This is a genomic window from Lentzea alba (assembly GCF_047445655.1).
GTDB lineage: Bacteria > Actinomycetota > Actinomycetes > Mycobacteriales > Pseudonocardiaceae > Lentzea > Lentzea alba_A.
The window spans coordinates 24,920-42,838 of sequence record NZ_JAJAEG010000056.1 but is presented as its reverse complement, the minus strand read 5'-3'; the positions used below and the strand labels follow the sequence as shown (position 1 = coordinate 42,838).

General features: G+C 69.8%; 19 protein-coding genes. 13 read left to right on the top strand and 6 right to left on the bottom strand.

The genetic code is table 11. The annotated features are described in order from the left end of the window. Nucleotides 1-67 precede the first annotated feature (67 nt). From LFM09_RS47680 to LFM09_RS47665, 4 genes are read left to right on the top strand one after another with little or no spacing between them, the layout of a single operon-like run. A complete protein-coding gene (locus LFM09_RS47680) occupies nucleotides 68-664 on the top strand; it encodes a uridine kinase (protein ID WP_414103284.1) in 597 nt (198 codons plus the stop codon). A 52-nt stretch (nucleotides 665-716) separates the two neighbouring features. Next, the gene (locus tag LFM09_RS47675) at nucleotides 717-1,508 is read left to right on the top strand and encodes a chemotaxis protein CheB (RefSeq protein WP_414103283.1); all 792 of its coding nucleotides are present in this window, start codon (nucleotides 717-719) and stop codon (nucleotides 1,506-1,508) included. Continuing rightward, complete coding sequence (locus LFM09_RS47670) at nucleotides 1,505-2,239, top strand: ATP-binding protein (RefSeq protein ID WP_414103282.1); 735 nt, start codon at nucleotides 1,505-1,507, stop codon at nucleotides 2,237-2,239. The genes LFM09_RS47675 and LFM09_RS47670 overlap by 4 nt, the downstream gene beginning before the upstream one ends. A 10-nt stretch (nucleotides 2,240-2,249) precedes the next feature. After that, the gene (locus tag LFM09_RS47665; protein ID WP_414103281.1) at nucleotides 2,250-4,226 is read left to right on the top strand and encodes a CheR family methyltransferase; all 1,977 of its coding nucleotides are present in this window, start codon (nucleotides 2,250-2,252) and stop codon (nucleotides 4,224-4,226) included. A gap of 99 nt (nucleotides 4,227-4,325) precedes the next feature. Here the strand turns inward: LFM09_RS47665 and LFM09_RS47660 are convergent, their stop codons facing one another. After that, nucleotides 4,326-4,664, bottom strand: coding sequence for an STAS domain-containing protein (locus tag LFM09_RS47660; RefSeq protein ID WP_414103280.1), 339 nt, complete (start codon nucleotides 4,662-4,664; stop codon nucleotides 4,326-4,328). A 121-nt stretch (nucleotides 4,665-4,785) separates the two neighbouring features. On the opposite strand from LFM09_RS47660, the gene LFM09_RS47655 reads away from it, so the two are divergent. Genes LFM09_RS47655 through LFM09_RS47635 form a run of 5 tightly spaced genes read left to right on the top strand, consistent with a single transcriptional unit; the run spans nucleotide 4,786 to nucleotide 9,630 of the window. Further along, complete coding sequence (locus LFM09_RS47655; RefSeq protein ID WP_414103279.1) at nucleotides 4,786-5,760, top strand: hypothetical protein; 975 nt, start codon at nucleotides 4,786-4,788, stop codon at nucleotides 5,758-5,760. After that, the gene (locus LFM09_RS47650; protein ID WP_414103278.1) at nucleotides 5,747-6,349 is read left to right on the top strand and encodes a DUF4129 domain-containing protein; all 603 of its coding nucleotides are present in this window, start codon (nucleotides 5,747-5,749) and stop codon (nucleotides 6,347-6,349) included. Before LFM09_RS47655 ends, LFM09_RS47650 begins: the two co-directional genes overlap by 14 nt. Next, the gene (locus LFM09_RS47645) at nucleotides 6,346-7,377 is read left to right on the top strand and encodes a DUF4350 domain-containing protein (protein WP_414103277.1); all 1,032 of its coding nucleotides are present in this window, start codon (nucleotides 6,346-6,348) and stop codon (nucleotides 7,375-7,377) included. The genes LFM09_RS47650 and LFM09_RS47645 overlap by 4 nt, the downstream gene beginning before the upstream one ends. Then, nucleotides 7,374-8,336 carry an AAA family ATPase gene (locus tag LFM09_RS47640; RefSeq protein WP_414103276.1) on the top strand — a complete coding sequence of 321 codons (963 nt, stop codon included), beginning with the start codon at nucleotides 7,374-7,376 and terminating at the stop codon, nucleotides 8,334-8,336. Before LFM09_RS47645 ends, LFM09_RS47640 begins: the two co-directional genes overlap by 4 nt. Nucleotide 8,337: 1 nt before the next feature. Beyond that, a complete protein-coding gene (locus LFM09_RS47635) occupies nucleotides 8,338-9,630 on the top strand; it encodes a DUF58 domain-containing protein (protein ID WP_414103275.1) in 1,293 nt (430 codons plus the stop codon). Here LFM09_RS47635 and LFM09_RS47630 read toward each other — a convergent pair. Then, entirely contained in the window at nucleotides 9,627-10,634 is a 1,008-nt protein-coding gene (locus LFM09_RS47630) for a stage II sporulation protein M (protein ID WP_414103274.1), read from the bottom strand. The genes LFM09_RS47635 and LFM09_RS47630 overlap by 4 nt on opposite strands. A gap of 19 nt (nucleotides 10,635-10,653) precedes the next feature. Here LFM09_RS47630 and LFM09_RS47625 point away from each other — a divergent pair, with 19 nt between their 5' ends. Further along, complete coding sequence (locus LFM09_RS47625) at nucleotides 10,654-11,406, top strand: RDD family protein (RefSeq protein WP_414103273.1); 753 nt, start codon at nucleotides 10,654-10,656, stop codon at nucleotides 11,404-11,406. Here LFM09_RS47625 and LFM09_RS47620 read toward each other — a convergent pair. Next, nucleotides 11,380-11,796 carry a nuclear transport factor 2 family protein gene (locus LFM09_RS47620; protein WP_414103272.1) on the bottom strand — a complete coding sequence of 139 codons (417 nt, stop codon included), beginning with the start codon at nucleotides 11,794-11,796 and terminating at the stop codon, nucleotides 11,380-11,382. The two genes, LFM09_RS47625 and LFM09_RS47620, sit on opposite strands and share 27 nt — an antisense overlap. A gap of 77 nt (nucleotides 11,797-11,873) precedes the next feature. Between LFM09_RS47620 and LFM09_RS47615 the strand changes: the two genes are divergently transcribed. Beyond that, nucleotides 11,874-12,389: a TetR/AcrR family transcriptional regulator gene (locus LFM09_RS47615; RefSeq protein WP_414103271.1), complete on the top strand. Its 516-nt coding sequence runs from the start codon at nucleotides 11,874-11,876 to the stop codon at nucleotides 12,387-12,389. Here LFM09_RS47615 and cbiQ read toward each other — a convergent pair. Genes cbiQ through LFM09_RS47600 form a run of 3 tightly spaced genes read right to left on the bottom strand, consistent with a single transcriptional unit; the run spans nucleotide 12,368 to nucleotide 14,762 of the window. Continuing rightward, a complete protein-coding gene (gene cbiQ, locus LFM09_RS47610; RefSeq protein WP_414103286.1) occupies nucleotides 12,368-13,738 on the bottom strand; it encodes a cobalt ECF transporter T component CbiQ in 1,371 nt (456 codons plus the stop codon). The two genes, LFM09_RS47615 and cbiQ, sit on opposite strands and share 22 nt — an antisense overlap. Before the next feature lie 56 nt (nucleotides 13,739-13,794). Continuing rightward, nucleotides 13,795-14,079, bottom strand: coding sequence for a PDGLE domain-containing protein (locus LFM09_RS47605; protein WP_414103270.1), 285 nt, complete (start codon nucleotides 14,077-14,079; stop codon nucleotides 13,795-13,797). After that, nucleotides 14,076-14,762, bottom strand: coding sequence for an energy-coupling factor ABC transporter permease (locus tag LFM09_RS47600; RefSeq protein WP_414103269.1), 687 nt, complete (start codon nucleotides 14,760-14,762; stop codon nucleotides 14,076-14,078). The genes LFM09_RS47605 and LFM09_RS47600 overlap by 4 nt, the downstream gene beginning before the upstream one ends. A gap of 108 nt (nucleotides 14,763-14,870) precedes the next feature. On the opposite strand from LFM09_RS47600, the gene modA reads away from it, so the two are divergent. After that, complete coding sequence (gene modA / locus LFM09_RS47595; RefSeq protein ID WP_414103285.1) at nucleotides 14,871-15,581, top strand: molybdate ABC transporter substrate-binding protein; 711 nt, start codon at nucleotides 14,871-14,873, stop codon at nucleotides 15,579-15,581. Between the two features lie 61 nt (nucleotides 15,582-15,642). Beyond that, a complete protein-coding gene (locus tag LFM09_RS47590) occupies nucleotides 15,643-17,889 on the top strand; it encodes a glycosyl hydrolase family 95 catalytic domain-containing protein (protein ID WP_414103268.1) in 2,247 nt (748 codons plus the stop codon). The last annotated feature ends 30 nt before the right edge of the window (nucleotides 17,890-17,919 follow it).

Sequence of the window (17,919 nt, the reverse complement as noted above, 5' to 3'; positions counted from 1 at the left end):
CCGCCAGCACCTCACCCGGCAACCAGGCGAAAGATCGAGGCTAGGCCATGTGCGAGGATTGCGATCCGTGCCCATTGCAAGAGCCGTGTTGCTGGCCGGACCGTCCGGATCAGGCAAGTCGACGCTGGCCGCCCACCTCGGCTGGCCCGTGTTGCGCCTCGACGACTTCTACCGCGACGGCGACGATCCGCTGCTCCCCCGCGACGACCACGGCCGCGCCGACTGGGACGCGGAGAACTCGTGGAACGCGGACAAGGCGCTGCAGGCCGTCGTCGAGCTGTCGAACACGGGCAAGACCGAGGCGCCGGTGTACTCCATCGGCGAGGACCGCGCGGTCGGCACGCAGATCGTCGAACTGGGCGACGCGCCCGCGTTCATCGCGGAGGGGCTCTTCGCGGACCTCCTCGTGAAAGGCGCTGAAGAAGCCGGCGTGCTGAGGGACGCCATCGTGCTCGCGCCGAGTGCCCCCGTCACGTTCGTCCGCCGGTTCGCCAGGGACGTCGCCGAGGCGCGCAAACCCGTTCCCACGCTGATCAGGCGCGGTCTCAGGCTGATGCGCGAACAGCCGCTCGTGGTCCGCCGCTGCGTCGAGCACGGCATGCGCCGCACCACGCCCGCACGCGCCAGGGCCGAGCTCGCGGACATTCCTCCCTGCGACAGGTGAATCGCCGCAACGAGCTGGGTACACCGGAGCGAGGAGGTTCGAGGGAGCTTCGGTGGGCAGGGACCTGGTGGTCGTGGGTGCCTCGGCCGGTGGTGTCGAGGCGCTGCGCGAGCTCGCCTCCGCTCTGCCTCCCGACCTGCCCGCGACGGTGGTCGTGGTGCTGCACAGGCCCGCTAGCCGCCCGTCCGCGCTGGCGTCGATCCTCGACCGCAGCGGCCCGCTGCCCGCGCTCGACGTGCGCGACGGCACGCCGCTGAGGCACGGCCACATCGAAGTCGCCCGCCCCGACCACCACGTGGTGGTGCAGAGCGACCGCCTGCGACTGTCGGACACACCGGCGGAGAACGGGCACCGGCCGGCCGTGGACGTCCTCTTCCGGTCCGCCGCACGGGCCAGGGGCCCCGCCACGATCGGCGTGATCCTCACCGGGGCCATGGACGACGGCACCGCCGGGATGGCCACGATCAAGAGCGAGCACGGGCTCGCGGTGGTGCAGTCACCGTCGGACGCGCTCTGCCCCGGGATGCCGGAGAGCGTCCTGCGGCACGTCGAGGTGGACCACGTCGTGCCGGTCGCGCGGATGGGGGCGCTGCTCGCCCGTCTCGTCCGCGACGACGAGGCCTCCGGCCCCACCCCTGAGCTGGAACGCGCCCTGTGGACGGCGCTGCGCACCCTCGACGAGAAGGCCGCACTCGCCCGGCGGATGAAGAGGCAGTCACGCGAAATCGGCCACTTTCTCGTGGCCGAGCGATGTGACAGACAGGAAGAAGAAGCCCTCGCGGCCGCCGACGTGCTGCGCAAGCATCTCTTGCGGGGCGGCGCGCGGGAGGAGACCGTCACATGAGTCGGATCGGCATCGGGACGACCGACCTCGATGGTGTCGTGGTCGCCACGCTGATCGGCCGGCTGGAGCTCGCCACGCACGGTGCTCTGCGCGACGGCCTGCTCAAATGCGCGGCGGACGTGCCGACAGCACTGGTCGTGCGACTCGGTGCCGACTTTCAGGTGGAGAGCAGGTCGATGCTGGCCGTGTTCTCCACGGTCTGGATGAGGATCTCGGAGTGGCCGGACATCCCGCTGGTGCTCGTCGCCGAGACCGATCGGCACCGGCACGACCTGCGGCGCGGCGGCATCACGCGGTGCGTGCCCACGACCGATGATCTGGCGTCGGCGTTGGAGGCCACCTCGAAACCCCCGAGGCACCGGTATCGCCGCATCGCTCTGCCCGGCTCGTCCCACGCCCCCGGGCTCGCCCGCGAGGCGGTGCGGGACACGTGTGAGCGCTGGGGCCTGCCCGCGATGACCGGCGACGCGGTGATGGTCGCGAGCGAGCTGGTCGAGAACGCGGTCCGGCACGCGCACTCGGAGCCACTGCTGCGAATCGAGCTGCGGCCGCGCACGCTCTCGCTCGCCGTGCACGACCGCGACCCGACTGCTCCGCCACGGCCGGAGGGGCATCCGGCACCGAGCGGTCTGCAGCTCGTGGACCTCGTCAGCCGGGGGTGGGGCCACCTGCCGTCGCCCGACGGGGGCAAGATCGTGTGGGCCGTGCTGGAGCTGCGCGGAGACGAGTAAGTTCCCGTCAGTGAGCGACGGCGTGAATACCCCGGACCACGACTTCGAACAGGTGCTGCTGTATCTGAAGGAATCGCGTGGTTTCGACTTCACCGGGTACAAGCGCACCAGCCTGATGCGCCGGGTGCGGCACCGGATGAGCCAGATCGGCGTCGAGGAGTACAGCGACTACATCGACCACCTCCAGGTCAACGCCGACGAGTTCAGCGTCCTGTTCAACACGATCCTGATCAACGTCACCGCGTTCTTCCGCGACCCGGAGGCCTGGGCCCACCTCCGCACCGAGGTCCTCCCGGCGCTGCTCGCCGAGCGCGGGCCGGACGACCCGATCCGGGTGTGGAGCGCGGGCTGCGCGTCCGGCGAGGAGGCCTACAGCCTCGCGATCGCGCTCGCCGAGGCGCTGGGGCCGGACCGGTTCCGCCGGCAGGTGAAGATCTACGCCACCGACGTCGACGACGAGGCGCTCACGCAGGCCCGCCACGCGAGCTACACCGAACGCGACCTCAACGGGTTGCCCGGCGACCTGACCGCCAAGTACTTCGAGCAGTCCGACGGGCGCTTCAGCTTCCGCAACGACCTGCGCCGCTCGGTGATCTTCGGCCGCAACGACCTGGTGCAGGACGCCCCGATCTCCCGGATCGACCTGCTGGTGTGCCGCAACACGTTGATGTACTTCAACCAGGAGACCCAGGCCAAGATCCTCGGCCGGTTCCACTTCGCGCTGGCCCCCAAGGGCGTGCTGTTCCTCGGCAAGGCCGAGATGCTGCTCAGCCACAGCCGGATCTTCGACCCCATCGACCTCAANCAGGAGACCCAGGCCAAGATCCTCGGCCGGTTCCACTTCGCGCTGGCCCCCAAGGGCGTGCTGTTCCTCGGCAAGGCCGAGATGCTGCTCAGCCACAGCCGGATCTTCGACCCCATCGACCTCAAGCGGCGTCTCTTCCGCAAGTCGGCGAGCGGAAGAGACGCCTCGATCAACGTCATCGCTCAGGCGGTGGGACACGAACGCAGGTTGAACCTCGCCGGCATCGACCAGCTGCGCGAGCACGCGTTCTCTGCGAGTCCGGTCGCTCAGGTCGTGGTGACCGCCGACGACGTGGTGGCGCACGTCAACCGGCAGGCGGAGAACACGTTCGGCCTGTCGGCCAAGGACATCGGCCGCCCGTTGCGCGATCTCGACCTCGCCTACCGGCCGGTCGAGCTGCGCGGCCACGTCGAGCAGGCGCGCGCGGAGCGCAGGTCGTTGCGCATCAAGGACGTCCGGTGGCTGCGCGGGTCCGGTGAGCCGCTGTGGTTCGAGGTCCACCTCAACCCGCTCGTCGGGTCCGACAACACCGTCCTGGGCGTCTCGATCGTCTTCCACGACGCGACCGCCGCGCGCAGGCTGCTGGAGGACCTGGAGCACGCGAACCTGCAGCTCGAGTCGGCCTACGAGGAACTCCAGTCCACCAACGAGGAACTCGAGACCACGAACGAGGAACTGCAGTCCACCGTCGAAGAGCTCGAGACCACCAATGAGGAGCTCCAGTCCACGAACGAGGCGCTGGAGACCATGAACGAGGAGCTCCAGTCGACCAACGACGAGCTCCAGACCATCAACGACGCGCTGCGTGAGCGCACCGTGGAACTCGACCAGGTCAACGAGTTCCTGGAGTCGATCCTCACGTCGTTGTGGGCCGGGGTGGTCGTGCTGGACCTGCAGATGCGGGTGCTGGCCTGGAATCGCGGCGCCGAGGAGCTGTGGGGTGTGCGCCGCGACGAGGCGGAGGGCGAGCACCTGCTGAACCTGGACATCGGGCTGCCGGTGGCGGACCTGCGGCACGTCGTGCGATCGGCGCTGACCGACCCCACCTTCCTGGAGGAGGTCAAGGTCGACGCGGTGAACCGGCGCGGCCGTGAGGTCACGATCCGCGTGGTGTGCAGCTCGTTGCGCGGCAACGGGGGCGAACCCGGTGGCGCGATCCTGGTGATGGAACAGCAGATCTAGTGGCGCGTCTCGGAACGTTGGCGAGGTGATCCACGCTCAGCAGGGCACCTCGCGGCAGTCTGACCGCGAATTCCCCCGGCAACGTTCCGAGCCACACCACTAGGCCGAGCGGCCGCCGGGCGAACCCAGGAGGTGGTCCGTCAGCCCGACCAGGTCGAACGTCCGCAGCACGCTCGCCGAGCACGTGGCGATGACCAGACTGGCCTGACGGCGGGCACACTCCGCACGCACGAGGAGAAGCACCCGCAGCCCTTCCGACCCGATGAACTCCACCTCGGCCAGGTCGAGCTCCAGCACGGTGTCCGCGCCGCCGATGTGGTCGCGCAGGAACGTCTCCAGCCGGTGCGCGGTCACGAGGTCGATCTCGCCGGACACCCGCACTGACGTCACGGCGCCACGGCGGACGACGACCAGCCCCAGTGACGCCTCTTCCGTCACGACCGGCCACCTCCTCGCGGTCCACGGTAGCCCGCGGGGAAAGGGGCCAGCGAGTTGTGACCGTGGCCGCCACGGCCATCTGGCAGGATGCCGATCACCACGACGTTGGGGAGAACAGGCGATGACGGAGACGCCGGGCTGGTCAGCGCCCGACGCGCAGCCACCACCCGAGCAGGCCGCGCCCCGGACGTCGGCACCTGTCGTCACCACGCCCGCCCCCGAGGCCGAGACCCGTGTCCTGCCGTTGCGGCCGTTGACCGTCGGTGAGGTGCTCGACGGCTCGGTCGACGTCCTGCGCACGCACGCCAAGATCGTGTTCACCGCCTCGGTCGCCGTCGCCGTGGTCACGCAGCTGGTCGTGCTGGCGTTCACGCTGCCGTTCGTCGACGACCTCAACGTGCTGGGCTCGCTCGACCCGGACACCGTCACGCCCGACCAGTACCTCCAGCAGCTGACGAACGGCTACTTCGCGGTGTTCGGCGGGTCGCTGGCGGGCCAGTTCGCCAAGGTCCTCGGCCTCACGGTGATGTCCGGGTTCATGTCGGTGATCGTCGGCCGCAGCGTGCTGGGCCAGTCGATCACGCCGCGCGAGGTGTGGGCGGAGTTCCGGCCGCGCCTCGGAGCCGTGCTCGGGGTCTCGGCGCTGTTCACGCTGATGGTCGGCGCCGGGCTCTTCCTCTGCTTCCTGCCGGGTGTCGCGCTGTGGGTGATGTTCGCGCTCGCCGTGCCCGCGCTGGCGCTGGAGCGGTGCGGCGCCGGACGGTCGCTCAGCCGGTCGATGGAGCTGCTCAAGCACAACGGGTGGCCGCGCGTGCTGGGCGTTCTCGCGCTCTCGTACGTCGTCTCGCTGATCCTGGAGAACGTGATCACCGTGCCGTTCGCGGCGGTCGGCCTGCTCGACTCGTTCCTGCGCGGCGGACCCGAGCTGCTCACCGCGACCACGCTGGTGGCGTCGGCCGTCGGCGGGGTCATCGCGGTGGCCGTGACCACGCCGTTCCACGCCGGCGTCACCGCGATCCTGTACGTGGACCGGCGGATGCGCGGCGAGGGGCTCGACATCGACCTGCGACGGGCCGCGGGACATGCTCCTGGCTGACGTTCCGCTCGATCCCGGCCGCGACGAGGCCAGGGACGCCGCCGTGCGCGAACTGTCCGATCCCGCCTACGCCGACGCCGGGCCGAACGCGCTGGAACAGGCGGTCAACTGGGTGCTGGAACGGCTCGGCTCCGTGCTGGCGGGCCTCGGCGCCGGGGTGGTCACGCCGGTCGCGATGATCTTGCTGCTCGTGGTGCTGGTCGCGCTGGTGCTGATCATCCGGTACTGGCGCGGGCGGGCCGTGCGCAACGTCGCCAGCATCAGGAACGTGTTCGACCGCAAGGACACCACTGCGGACGAGCACCGGCGCGCCGCTCAGGAGGCTGCCGCGGCGGGCGAGTTCGCCGAGGCGATCCGCGAGCGGTTCCGCGCTCTGGTGCGGGAGCTGGAACAACGCGGTGTGCTCGAACCCCGGGCCGGGCGGACCGTGGACGAGGTGGCGCTGGAGGCGGGGCGGGCGTTGCCGGCGCTCGCGGACGACCTGCGCGGTGCGGCGGTGTCGTTCGACGACGTCTGGTACGGCGGGCGGACCGCGACCTCCGAGCGCTACGAGGAGCTCGTCTCCGTGGACGACCGGGTGCGCGTATGACGTCGATTTCGCCTACCGCGCAAGGGATCTGGGCTCGCGCACGGGTCTGGGTGCTGCTGGGTCTCGCCGTGGTCGTGACCGGGGTGCTGATCGTGCTGGGGTCCGCTCGCAGCGAGGGTGGCGCGCTGGATCCGCGGTCGTACAAGCCCGAGGGGTCACGGGCGCTGGCGCGGCTGTTGGAGGAGCGCGGTGTGCGGGTCGAGCACACCGAGAACGCGTCCGATGTGGACGGTGCGACGCTGTTCGTGACACACCCGGACCTGCTCGATCCGGAACGGGTGATGGCGCTCGCCGGCCGGGCCGCGACGACGGTGCTGGTCGCGCCGAACGGTCCGGAAGGCCGGGTCGAGGTCGAGACGCGGTCGCCCGGTTGTGCGTTCGCTGATCGGGCGGGCGCGGCAACGACGGGTGGCATCCAGTACCAGGGCGACGAGCGTTGCTACGACTCGACGTTGGTGCGCCAGGGCAACCTGATCACGATCGGAACGGGTGCGCCGTTCACCAACGAGGAGCTCGGCGAGGAGGGCAACGCCGCGCTGGCGTTGAAACTCCTCGGCGGGCACGAACGGCTGGTCTGGTACACACCGTCGGTCGCGGACCTGAGCCGCCAGAAGACGTTGCCGGACCTGATGCCGGCGAGCTGGAAGTACGGTGCGCTGCAGCTGGTGCTGGCGGCCGTGGTGATCGCGCTGTGGCGGGCGCGGCGGCTCGGTCCCGTGGTGGTGGAGCCGCTGCCGGTCGTGGTGCGGGCGGCGGAGACCGTGGAGGGCCGGGCTCGGTTGTACCGGCGTTCGCGGGCGGCCGATCACGCCGCCTCGGTGCTGCGGCAGGCGGCCCGTGACCGGCTGAACCCGTTGCTGGGCCTGCCGGTCGACGGGAATCCGTCCGCCGAGATCGCCCGCCGCACCGGCCGCGACGAGGTCGCCGTGCGGAACCTGCTCTACGGCAACTCCCCGGTGGACGACCGGGGACTTGTCGACCTGATCGACGAGCTCGATGCTCTGGAGAACGAGGTGCGCGAGGGATGACGGCAGTGGTGGGGGCCGAGGAGGCGCGCGCGGCGCTCGTGGCGTTGCGCACGGAGATCGGCAAGGCCGTGGTGGGCAACGACGCGGCGATCACGTCGTTGATCCTCGCGTTGCTGTGCAAGGGACACGTGCTGCTGGAGGGCGTACCCGGGGTCGCCAAGACGCTGCTGGTGCGGGCGTTGGCGACGGCGCTGGACCTGTCGACCACGCGCGTGCAGTTCACGCCGGACCTGATGCCGGGCGACCTGACCGGGTCGCTGGTCTACGACTCGCACAACGCGGCGTTCTCGTTCCGCGAGGGTCCGGTCTTCACTCATCTGCTGCTGGCCGACGAGATCAACCGGACGCCGCCGAAGACCCAGTCGGCGTTGCTGGAGGCGATGGAGGAACGGCAGGTGTCGGCGGACGGCAAGTCGCGGCCGCTGCCGTCGCCGTTCATCGTGATCGCCACGCAGAACCCGGTGGAGTACGAGGGCACGTATCCGTTGCCGGAGGCGCAGCTGGACCGGTTCCTGCTGAAGGTGACCATGCCGGTGCCGCCGCGGGAGCAGGAGATCGACGTGCTGACCCGGCACGCCTCCGGCTTCGATCCGCGTGATCTGTCGTCGTTGAACGCGGTTGCCGGGGCGGCGCATCTGGAGGCCGGTTCGGCGGCTGTGCGTTCTTTGACGGTGGCGCCCGAGGTGATCGCTTACGTGGTCGACGTCTGCCGGGCGACACGGCAGTCGCCCGCGGTTCGGCTCGGGGTGTCGCCGCGCGGGGCCACGGCTTTGCTGGCGGCCGCGCGGGCCTGGGCGTGGTTGTCCGGGCGGGACTACGTGACTCCCGATGACGTGAAGTCGTTGGCGCGTCCGGCTTTGCGGCATCGGCTGGAGCTGCGGCCCGAGGCCGAGCTGGAGGGCGCCACCCCGGACGGCGTGCTGGACGGTGTGCTCGGCACGGTCCAGGTGCCGCGCTGACGTGGCGCTCACGGGGCGCGCGGGGTTGCTCGCGCTGATCGGCGTGGTGGTCGTCGTCCTGCTGCCTTCGTGGCAGGGCGTGTTCCTCGTGCTCGGGGTGTTGCTCTTGGCTGTCGTGGTGGATCTCGTGCTGGCGGGGTCGGTGCGGCGGTTGGAGCTCTCGCGGGCGGGGGCTTCCTCGCTGCGGCTGGGTGAGTCGGGCACGGTGTCGCTGACGGTGCGGAACGCCGGGTCGCGGCGGGTTCGGGGGCTGTTGAGGGACGCGTGGCCGCCGTCCGCCGGGGTTGTTGACGACCGTGGTCGGGTGGATGTGCCGGCCGGTGGATCGCGAACGTTCTCGTTCGACCTCTGCCCCATTCGTCGTGGCGACCGTCGACCCGACCGCGTGACCATCAGATCCGTTGGGCCGCTGGGGATCGCGGCCCGTCAAGGCTCCCACCGCGTGCCGTGGACCGTGCGGGCGCTGCCACCGTTCCACAGTCGCCGGCACCTCCCGCCGTTGCTGGAACGGTTGCGGGAGATGGACGGGCGGCGCGCCTCACTGGTCCGGGGCGCCGGCACGGAGTTCGACTCGTTGCGCTCCTACGTGATCGGCGACGACGTCCGGTCGATCGACTGGCGGGCCTCGGCTCGATCTTCCGACGTGATGGTGCGGACCTGGCGGCCCGAGCGGGACCGGCAGGTGGTCGTTGTCCTGGACACCGCTCGTACCGCTGCGGGACGGGTGCAGGGATCGCTCGGCGGACTCCCCCGCCTCGACACCTCGATGGACGCGGCGCTGCTGTTGTCCGCGCTGGCCTCGCACGCCGGTGACCAGGTCGACTTCCTGGCCTACAGCAGGCAGGCGCGGGCTTCGGTGCCGCGGGCGACGCTGCCGGTGCTGGTCAACGCGATGGCACCGCTCGAAGCCGAACTGGTGGAGTTCGACGCGCGGGGCATGGTGTCGGAGGTGCTGCGCAGGGCCCGGCACCGGTCGTTGATCGTGCTGCTGACGTCGCTGGAGTCGTCGGCGATCGAGCACGGGTTGTTGCCGTTGCTGCCGTCTCTGACGTCCCGGCATCGGCTGCTGATCGCTTCTGTGTCCGATCCCGCCGTGCACGAGATGGCGGCGGGGCGAGGTGACCTGGAGTCGGTGTACTCGGCTGCGGCGGCGGAGAAGACGTTGGCCGAACGGCGGCACCTCGTGGCGTTGCTGGGGCGGCACAGCGTCGATGTCGTGGACGCGGTGCCGGACGAGCTGCCGCGCGCGCTGGCCGACCGTTATCTGTCGTTGAAGGCAGCGGGTCTGCTCTAGGCGGCGACCGGGGCGGCGTCTCCGCGTTCCGTGACGTCGACGTCGCCGGTCTCGCCCTTGCGCACGGCCCGAGGGCCGAGCACGAACACGTAGACCAGGAACGCGATCTCCGCTGCGACACCGATGCCGACCCGCGCCCACGTCGGCAACGACGACGGCGTCACGAAGCCCTCGATCACGCCCGACACGAACAGCACAAGCACCAGTCCCAGCGCCACGGCGACGACCGCGCGTCCTTCGGCTGCTAGCGCCGCGGCACGGGTGCGCGGACCGGGATCGATCACCATCCAGCCGAGCCGGATGCCGACCCCGGCCGCGACGAACACGGCCGTGAGTTCCAGCAGGCCGTGCGGCGTCAACAGACCCATGAACACCCAACCGCGCCCGGCCGAGAACATCAGCCCGACGCCGACCGCGAGGTTCAGGGCGTTGTAGAAGAGCGCGAGGATCGGCGGGATCCCGAGCAGCACGCCGAGCAACAGACAGGTCGCGGCGACCCAGGCGTTGTTCGTCCACACCTGGGCGGCGAACGAACCGGCAGGCCCGGACGAGTAGTAAGCCTCGTAATCGCCGCCCACCTTGGTCATCTCGCGGATCGTCTCCGGCGCGGCGATCGAGGCCCGGACGTCCGGCGAGGAAGCGATCCACGCCGACAGCACGCCGGTGACCAGGAAGAACAGCACGCCGGCGCTCACCCACCAGCGCCAGCCCAGGTAGATCGCGGCCGGCAGCTTCTCGGTGAAGAAGAGACCGACCTCCTTCCACGCCGGCGTGTGGGTCCCGGTGACCGCCGCCCGTGCCCGCGCGATGAGCACCGACAACCGGTCCACCGTCGCCACGTCGTGCCCGGACGAGCGGACGATCGACAGGTGCGTGGCGACGCGCTGGTAGAGCGAGATCAGCTCGTCCGCCTCGGCACCGGTGAGCCGGTCGGCACGCCGGGTGAGGTCCGCGAGGCGCTCCCACGACGCGCGGTGCCTGGCGATGAACACGTCGAGATCCACGATGCGTCACACTATCCGCGTGGGGGACCTCATCACCGGCGAAGCCGTAGTAGTCGACCTGCGAACCGCCAAGTTCGCGACGCGAGCGGTGGCGTTCGCCCTCGACACGCTGGTGCAGCTCGTCGCGTTGCTGATCGCGATCGTGATCGTGGTGCTCAGCACGAGCGACACAGCCCTGCGCGCCGCGTTGCTGCTGTCGATGAGCGTGCTGGTGCTGATCGGCTACCCGACGACCATCGAGACCCTGACGCGCGGCCGTTCCCTCGGCAAGCTGGCGATGGGCCTGCGGGTGGTGCGGCAGGACGGTGGCGCGATCCGGTTCCGGCACGCGCTGGTGCGCGCGCTCGGCGGGTTCTTCGTGGACTTCTGGGCGTTGGGTCTCGGCGGCGTGATCGCGTTGTTCGTGTCGCTGTTCTCACCGCAGGGCAAGCGCGTCGGCGACTACCTGGCCGGCACGCTGGTGATCCGCGAGCGCGTGTCGAACCAGTCAGTCCCGCCGCTGGAGATGCCGCCGATGATGGCCGCCTGGGCCGCGTCGCTGGACCTCACGGCGCTGCCGGAGGAGCTGGTGCTCGCCGCGCGGCAGTTCCTGGCCCGGTACACCGAGCTGGGGCACACGACGCAGTGGACGCTCGGCACGGCGATCGCGGACGACCTGGGTGCCGCCTTGCGATCGCCGCGGGAGCAGCACGTCCACCCTTACCCGTACATCTCGGCGGTGCTGGCGGAGCGCCGGCGCCGTGCGTCAGGCGCCGAGCAGTTCGGTCAGTAGCAACGGGTTCATGTAGTCGTCGTAGCGGACGATCTCGCCGTCGCGCAGGTGGATGATCGCGATGGCCGTGAACGTGTAGTGGTCCTGCTTCACCTTCGACCAGCCTCGGTGGGTGATCTCCGCGACGACCACGTCCGGGTCGTCGGTGAGCCTGGTGATCGCCTCGACGTGCTGGATCTCGATCTTCTCCCGGACCCGCGCTCCCCTCATCTTGCCGAAGTAGGCGCGGATCTCGTCGCGGCCCTTGATCTCCTCCTGCTGGAACGGCGCCGGGAACCGGTACGCCATCACGCCGTCCTCGGTGAACAGGTCCGCGAAGTCCTCGTGGCCCTGTTCCCCCGCCACCTGCCGGCGGACGTGCTCCACGATCTGTGCCGGTGTGCGTGTCATGTCGTGCCCCCACTCTCTAGAATCGGAACGGTGACCCCGGTTAGGACGATACGGAACGCGCGCCCCGGTTGGCAACGATGAGGGCCGATGCCGCGCGGAATCGCGAGAAGGTGCTGGTGGCGGCGCGGGAGCTGTTCGCGGAACAGGGCTTCGACGTGCCGTTGGACGAGATAGCAACCCGCGCGGGGGTCGGGCCCGGCACGGTTTACCGGCACTTCCCGACGAAGCAGGCGCTGTTCCAGGCCGTCACCGAGGCGCGTGTCTCGACGATGATCGAAGCGGCCAACGAACCCGCGGACGACGCCGGCGCGGCGCTGTTCGCGTTCCTCGGGCGGATGGCCGACGAGGCAGCGGCCAAGCGGGACATGTCCGACGCGATCACGGTGCCGTCAGACCTGCGAGAGAGCCTGCACGCCGCGCTCGGCGGACTGCTCCAGCGCGCGCAAGAAGCCGGAGCGGTGCGGACGGACATCACGACCAAGGACCTGGTCGCGTTGATGAAAGGGCTGCTGCAGAGCATGCACGAGGGCGCGAACCCCGCCGTGCTGCTGGAGATCGTGCTGGGCGGGCTTCAGTCGAGCCGGAAGCCGTAGGGCAGTTCGAGCCGGTGCTTCGCGAGGAGGTCGGCGTCGGCGAGGATCTCGCGGGTCGGGCCGTCCGCGACGACCACGCCGTCGTCGATCAGCACGCTGCGCGGGCAGATCTGCAACGCGAACGGCAGGTCGTGCGTGACCATCAGCATCGTGCGGTCGAGTCGCAGCAGCAGTTCGGCCAGTTCCCTGCGGGCCACGGGTTCCAGGTTCGCGGACGGTTCGTCGAGCACGAGGATCTCGGGATCGCACGCCAGCACCGAGGCGAGGGCGACGCGGCGTCGTTGACCGCCGGAGAGGTGCAACGGCGAGCGGTCCGCGACGGTCTCCATGCCGACGGCGCTCAACGCCTTGCGCACCCGATCGTCCACATCGGACATCCCGAAGTTGCGCGGCCCGAACGCCACGTCCTCGGCGACCGTCGGGCAGAACAGCTGGTCGTCCGGGTCCTGGAAGACGAGCCCGACGCGGCGCCGGATCTCCCGCAGGTTCTTCTTCGCGACTTCGAGCCCGGCGATCGACACCGTGCCGCTGCCGCCGCCGAGAACCCCGTTGAGGTGCAACGCGAACGTCGTCTTGCCCGCACCGTTCGGCCCGAGCACCGCGACCCGTTCGCCGCGCTCCACCCGCAGGTCGACGCCGAACAACGCCTGGTGCCCGTCCGGATAGGCGAAGGCCAGCTTCGAGACCTCCAGGGCAGGTGCGGCCGGGGTTTCCGCAACGATCACCGCTGAGCCTCCCGCCCCACCCGTCCAGCCACGCGACACCATCGCGAGGTGCACCCTCTCTCCACGCTCGTAGGACCGGATGAACAGGGTGCCGACCGACCGCGCCACAGCGCCCGCCTGCCACAGGAACCGCGGGTCGTCGCCGCGCGCGATGCGCGCGACGCGCATCCGCTTCGCCTCACCCACGACGACTTCGCCGTAGCGGAGCATCAGGGTGGCGATCATGACGAGCGGCGTGGGCACCTTCAACGTCTGCAGGCCGCGCAGCAGGTCGCCCGGTGCGGTCGTGGCGGCCAGGGTCAGGCTGATCAGGACGCCGAGCGTGCCCTTGGCCAGGATGTTCCAGCCTGCCAGCGAGCCCTCGACCGAGACGGAAAGGCCCAGGAGGTCGGTGCGCGGACCGGAGCCGAAGATCGGCAGCAGGAACGCGAGCACCACGAACGGCAGCTCGATCACCGCGCGCTTCACGAACCACAGCACCGGAACGCGGGCCAGCGCCCACACCGCGACGATCACCAGCAGGTAGAGGCCGAAGAGCGGGAACAGCGTGCGCGGGGTCGCCACCACGCCCAGCACCGCCGCGAACGCCACGAGGATCTTCACGTGGGGCGCGAGGCGGTGCACCGGCGAGTCGCCGGCGTGGTGCAGGACGTCGTGGCTCCCGCTCACTTGGCACCCAATCAATTCTGAGGAGACTTCTTGCGCAGCAACCAGAACAGACCGAAGGACACCGCGAGCACGACGACCACGCCGAGCACACCCGCGAGGCCCGTGAACTTGTCGTCACCGCCGAGCGCGTAGTCGGCGAAGGTGCTGCCCGCGAACGGGTGTTCCTGCGCGTGCTCGGCGATACCGGTGTCCTCGACCGTCTTGTCGAGGCCGTCCGGGTCACCCGACGCGAAGTACGACAGGACGCCCGCGATCAACAGCGAGACGACGGCGAAACCGGTGAAGAACTTCTTCACGACCGGACCTCCAACGGCTTCTTGTTACCGCGCAGCAAGTACACGAGGTCGGGGCGGATCGAGGCGACCGACGTGACGGTGGCGGCGGTGATCAGGCCCTCGCCGATGCCGATCAGCGCGTGCAGACCCCACATCAGCACCGCGACCTTGCCGATCTCGACGCCACCCGCGCCACCGATCGCGTACTCGACGATGAACCCGGTCGCGGCGAGCAGGGTGTTGACGAACGCCGAGACGAACGCGACAGCCGCGAGACCGCCCTTGCCCCGCTCAGCCAGCTTGCGCAGCGCCACGGCGACGAGGAACCCGGCCGCGGTGCCGATCAACGCCATGTTCGTGACGTTGGCGCCGAGCGCGGTGAGCCCGCCGTCGGCGAACAGCAACGCCTGCACGACCAGCACGATCGTGACGCACAGCGCACCGACGTACGGGCCGACCAGGATCGCCGCGAGCGCGCCGCCGAGCAGGTGCCCGGACGCGCCGGGCAGGATCGGGAAGTTGATCATCTGGACGGCGAAGATGAACGTGGCCACCAGGCCCGCCATCGGCGCCGTGCGGTCGTCGAGGTCCGCGCGTGCTTTGACCAGCGCGAACCCGACGCCCACCGCCGCGACGGCGAGGAACGCGATCGAGATCGGCGCGTTCAGCAGACCGTCGCTCATGTGCATGGCAACAGGTGACATGTCCGGCACGCTAATTGCCAGTCCCCCGCTGTGGCCAGACGTGTGCAACAACAATTGGCTCACACCCCCGCTGCTACCGTGTCCCCCGAACTGGGGGTTCACATCGTGATGAGATTCGTCGTGCCGCTCGCGTTCCTGCTCGCGGCCTGCTCGACCGCACCTCAAGCCGAGAAGCCGGCGATCACCGTGTACGCGGACTCGGCGCTCACCGAGGCGTTCACGAAGATCGGCACCGAGTTCGAGGCCGCACAGGGCGTTCGGGTGAAGTTCGTCTTCGGTTCCAGTTCGGCGCTGGAGAAGCAGATCGACTCGCACGTCGACGTCTACGCGTCCGCGAGCCCGGAGACCATGAAGCACCCGTCGAAGGTCTTCGCGCTGAACCGGCTGGTGATCGCGACGCGGCCCGGCGGACCGAAGGACGTGGCACCTCGCCTGGACGGCACGCAGCCGTCGTTCGCCATGTGCGTCGCGGCGGCACCGTGCGGTGCGGCGGCGCTGGCGGCATTCTCCGAGAACGGCTTCGGCGCGGCGATGCCACAGCCGAAGGCCACCGGCCAGGACGTCAAGGAGACGCTGGCCAAGGTGAAGGCCGGCGAGGTCGACGCCGCGATCGTCTACGCGACCGACGTCAAGGCGAACCCGGATCTCACGGCGCACAAGCTCGGCGCTTCCGAACCGGGCGAGCAGTGGGCCAAGGCGATGCTGAAGTTCCCGATCTCCGTCGTGTCCGGCACACCCGACGCCAAGAAGTTCTACGACTACGTCTTCAGCCGGCCCGGCAGGATCGCGTTGAGCGACGCGGGGTTCGAGCTGCCCTAGTCATCCGATGAATTCTGCGTAAGATCCCTCCCGCCGCCGCCACGGCTTGGAGGGACGAACAGTGACAGAGCTGTCGCGTAGAACCTTTCTGTACGGAACAGGCGCGGCCGTGGGGGCTTCTGCGCTCGGCGCGGGCACTGCGGTCGCGTCTCCCGCTCTCCCGGAAACATCGGGTCGAAGCATGCACCGGGACGTGGTCCGCGACGCGCGCATGGAGTGGAAACGGCTGCCGAAGAACTGGGGCGACAGCCCGTTCCTCGCGAACGGCTTCCTGGGCGTCCAGGTCTACGCCGGACGCACGCCCAACGAGCTCAAGCTCATGCTCAGCCACTCCGAGGTGCAGGACCAGCGCGAGCACTGGGAGGCCGCGATCGGCCTGTCCAGGCTGCCGATCGGGTACCTGACCTTGGCTTTCGCCGGCGCGATCACCGCCGTCGACTGGACGCTGGACCTGTGGAACGCCGAACTCACCGGCTCGGTGACCACCACACAAGGCAGCGCCACCTTCACGATGCTCGTGCACAACACGCGCAGCACGTTCCTCGCGTCCGTGAAGGGCGATGTGACCTGGGGTTTCCAGCCGCTGGAGTCGTCGACGACCCGCCAGATCCGCAGGCCGGCCGACTACACCGCCAACCCCGCCCCGACCCTGGGCACGGCCAATGGCGTCTCGTACGCCGCACAGCCGCTGCACGCAGGCGGTGGCTACACAACGGCCTGGCACACGCGCGACGGCCGTTTCGCGGCGCACGTGGCGTACACACACCCCGCAGACACGCACACGTCCGACGCGATCCGTGAGGTGCGTCAGGCGTTGGCGATCCCGTTCGAGGTGCTGACCCTGCAGCATCGTCGCTGGTGGAACGCCTATTTCGCGAAGTCGCTGGTGTCCGTGCCGGACAAGCTCGTGCAGCGCTTCTACTGGGCGCAGCTCTACAAGATGGCCGCCGCGACCCGCGCCGACGCGCCCGTGATCTCCGAGTGGGGCCCGTGGTTCCCGGAGCAGGGCAACAGCTGGACGGCCGTGTGGTGGAACCTCAACGTCCAGATCTCGTATCCGCTGATCAACGGCTCGAACCACCACGAGCTGGACGCCGTCACGACGACGTTGAAGCGCTTCGAGCACCACCTCGAACTCAACGTGAACCCGGCCTACCGCGACGGCAACTCGTACGCGATCTGCCATCCCGGCGACCGCACGCTGCGCTCCGGCCCGCGCTACTGCGGCGTGCCCGGCGTGGCGCCGAATGACCACACGGGCAATCTTCTGTGGGCCTGCCACAACGTCTGGCTGGGCTACCGGCACACGATGGACGAGCGGATCCTGCGCGACGTCCTGTTCCCGATCCTGACCAAGGCGGTGAACTACTACGCGCGGTTCCTCGTCGAGGGTGCCGACGGCAAGCTGCACCTGCCGGAGACGCGCTCACCGGAGTACGCGAACGCCACGGACGCGACGTACGACCTCTCGCTGATCCGTTGGGGTGTGCGCACGTTGCTCTCCATCGAGGAGAACGCGCGCTGGCGTGACATCGCGAACCGCCTGACCCCGTACCACCAGGGCGCGGACGGCGTGCTGATCGGTCGCGACGTGGCGTTGAACGACTCGCACCGCCACTTCTCGCACATGCTGTGGTTCTACCCGTTGCGCGAGCTGACGTGGGACATGCCGGAGCACCGCGCGTTGATCGCCAAGACCTTCGACCACTGGGTCTCGCGGCAGCAGCTGTGGGCCGGCTACAGCTACGGCGCGGCGTCCGCGATGGCGTCGGCGATGGGCCGGCCGGAGGAGGCGCTGTCGTTCCTGCGCTACTTCCTGGACCGCAAGCAGGTCGGCTCGAACGCGGTGCTCACCGAGAACACCTTCTACCGCGAGGGCGGCAACCTCGCGATCGAGTCGCCGCTGATGTCCGGCCAGGCCGTGCTGGAGATGATGGTCCAGTCGCACAACGGCCTCGTGCGCGTCTTCCCGTCCGTGTCCTCCACTTGGGCTGACGCGTCCGTGTCGTCGTTGCGGACGCAGGGTGCGTTCCTGATCGACGCCTCCCGGTCCGGCGGCCGCACCGACTGGGTGCAGGTCCACTCGGAGGCCGGCGCACCCCTGTTGCTGGACCACGGGATCGCCGGGGAGATCGACGTCCGGGACTCGCGCGGGCGCCGGCTGGACTACAAGACGCGCGGCACGGCGATCGAAGTGGCGTTGCGCCGAGGTCAGACGGCCATCGTCTCGCGCCGCGGCACCCGCCCGGACGTCTCAGCACGCGATGTGGCCGCGAACGGCTCGTCTTCGCGTTGGGGTCTGCCGTAACGTACAAATTCGAACATTCAGGCCAGATAG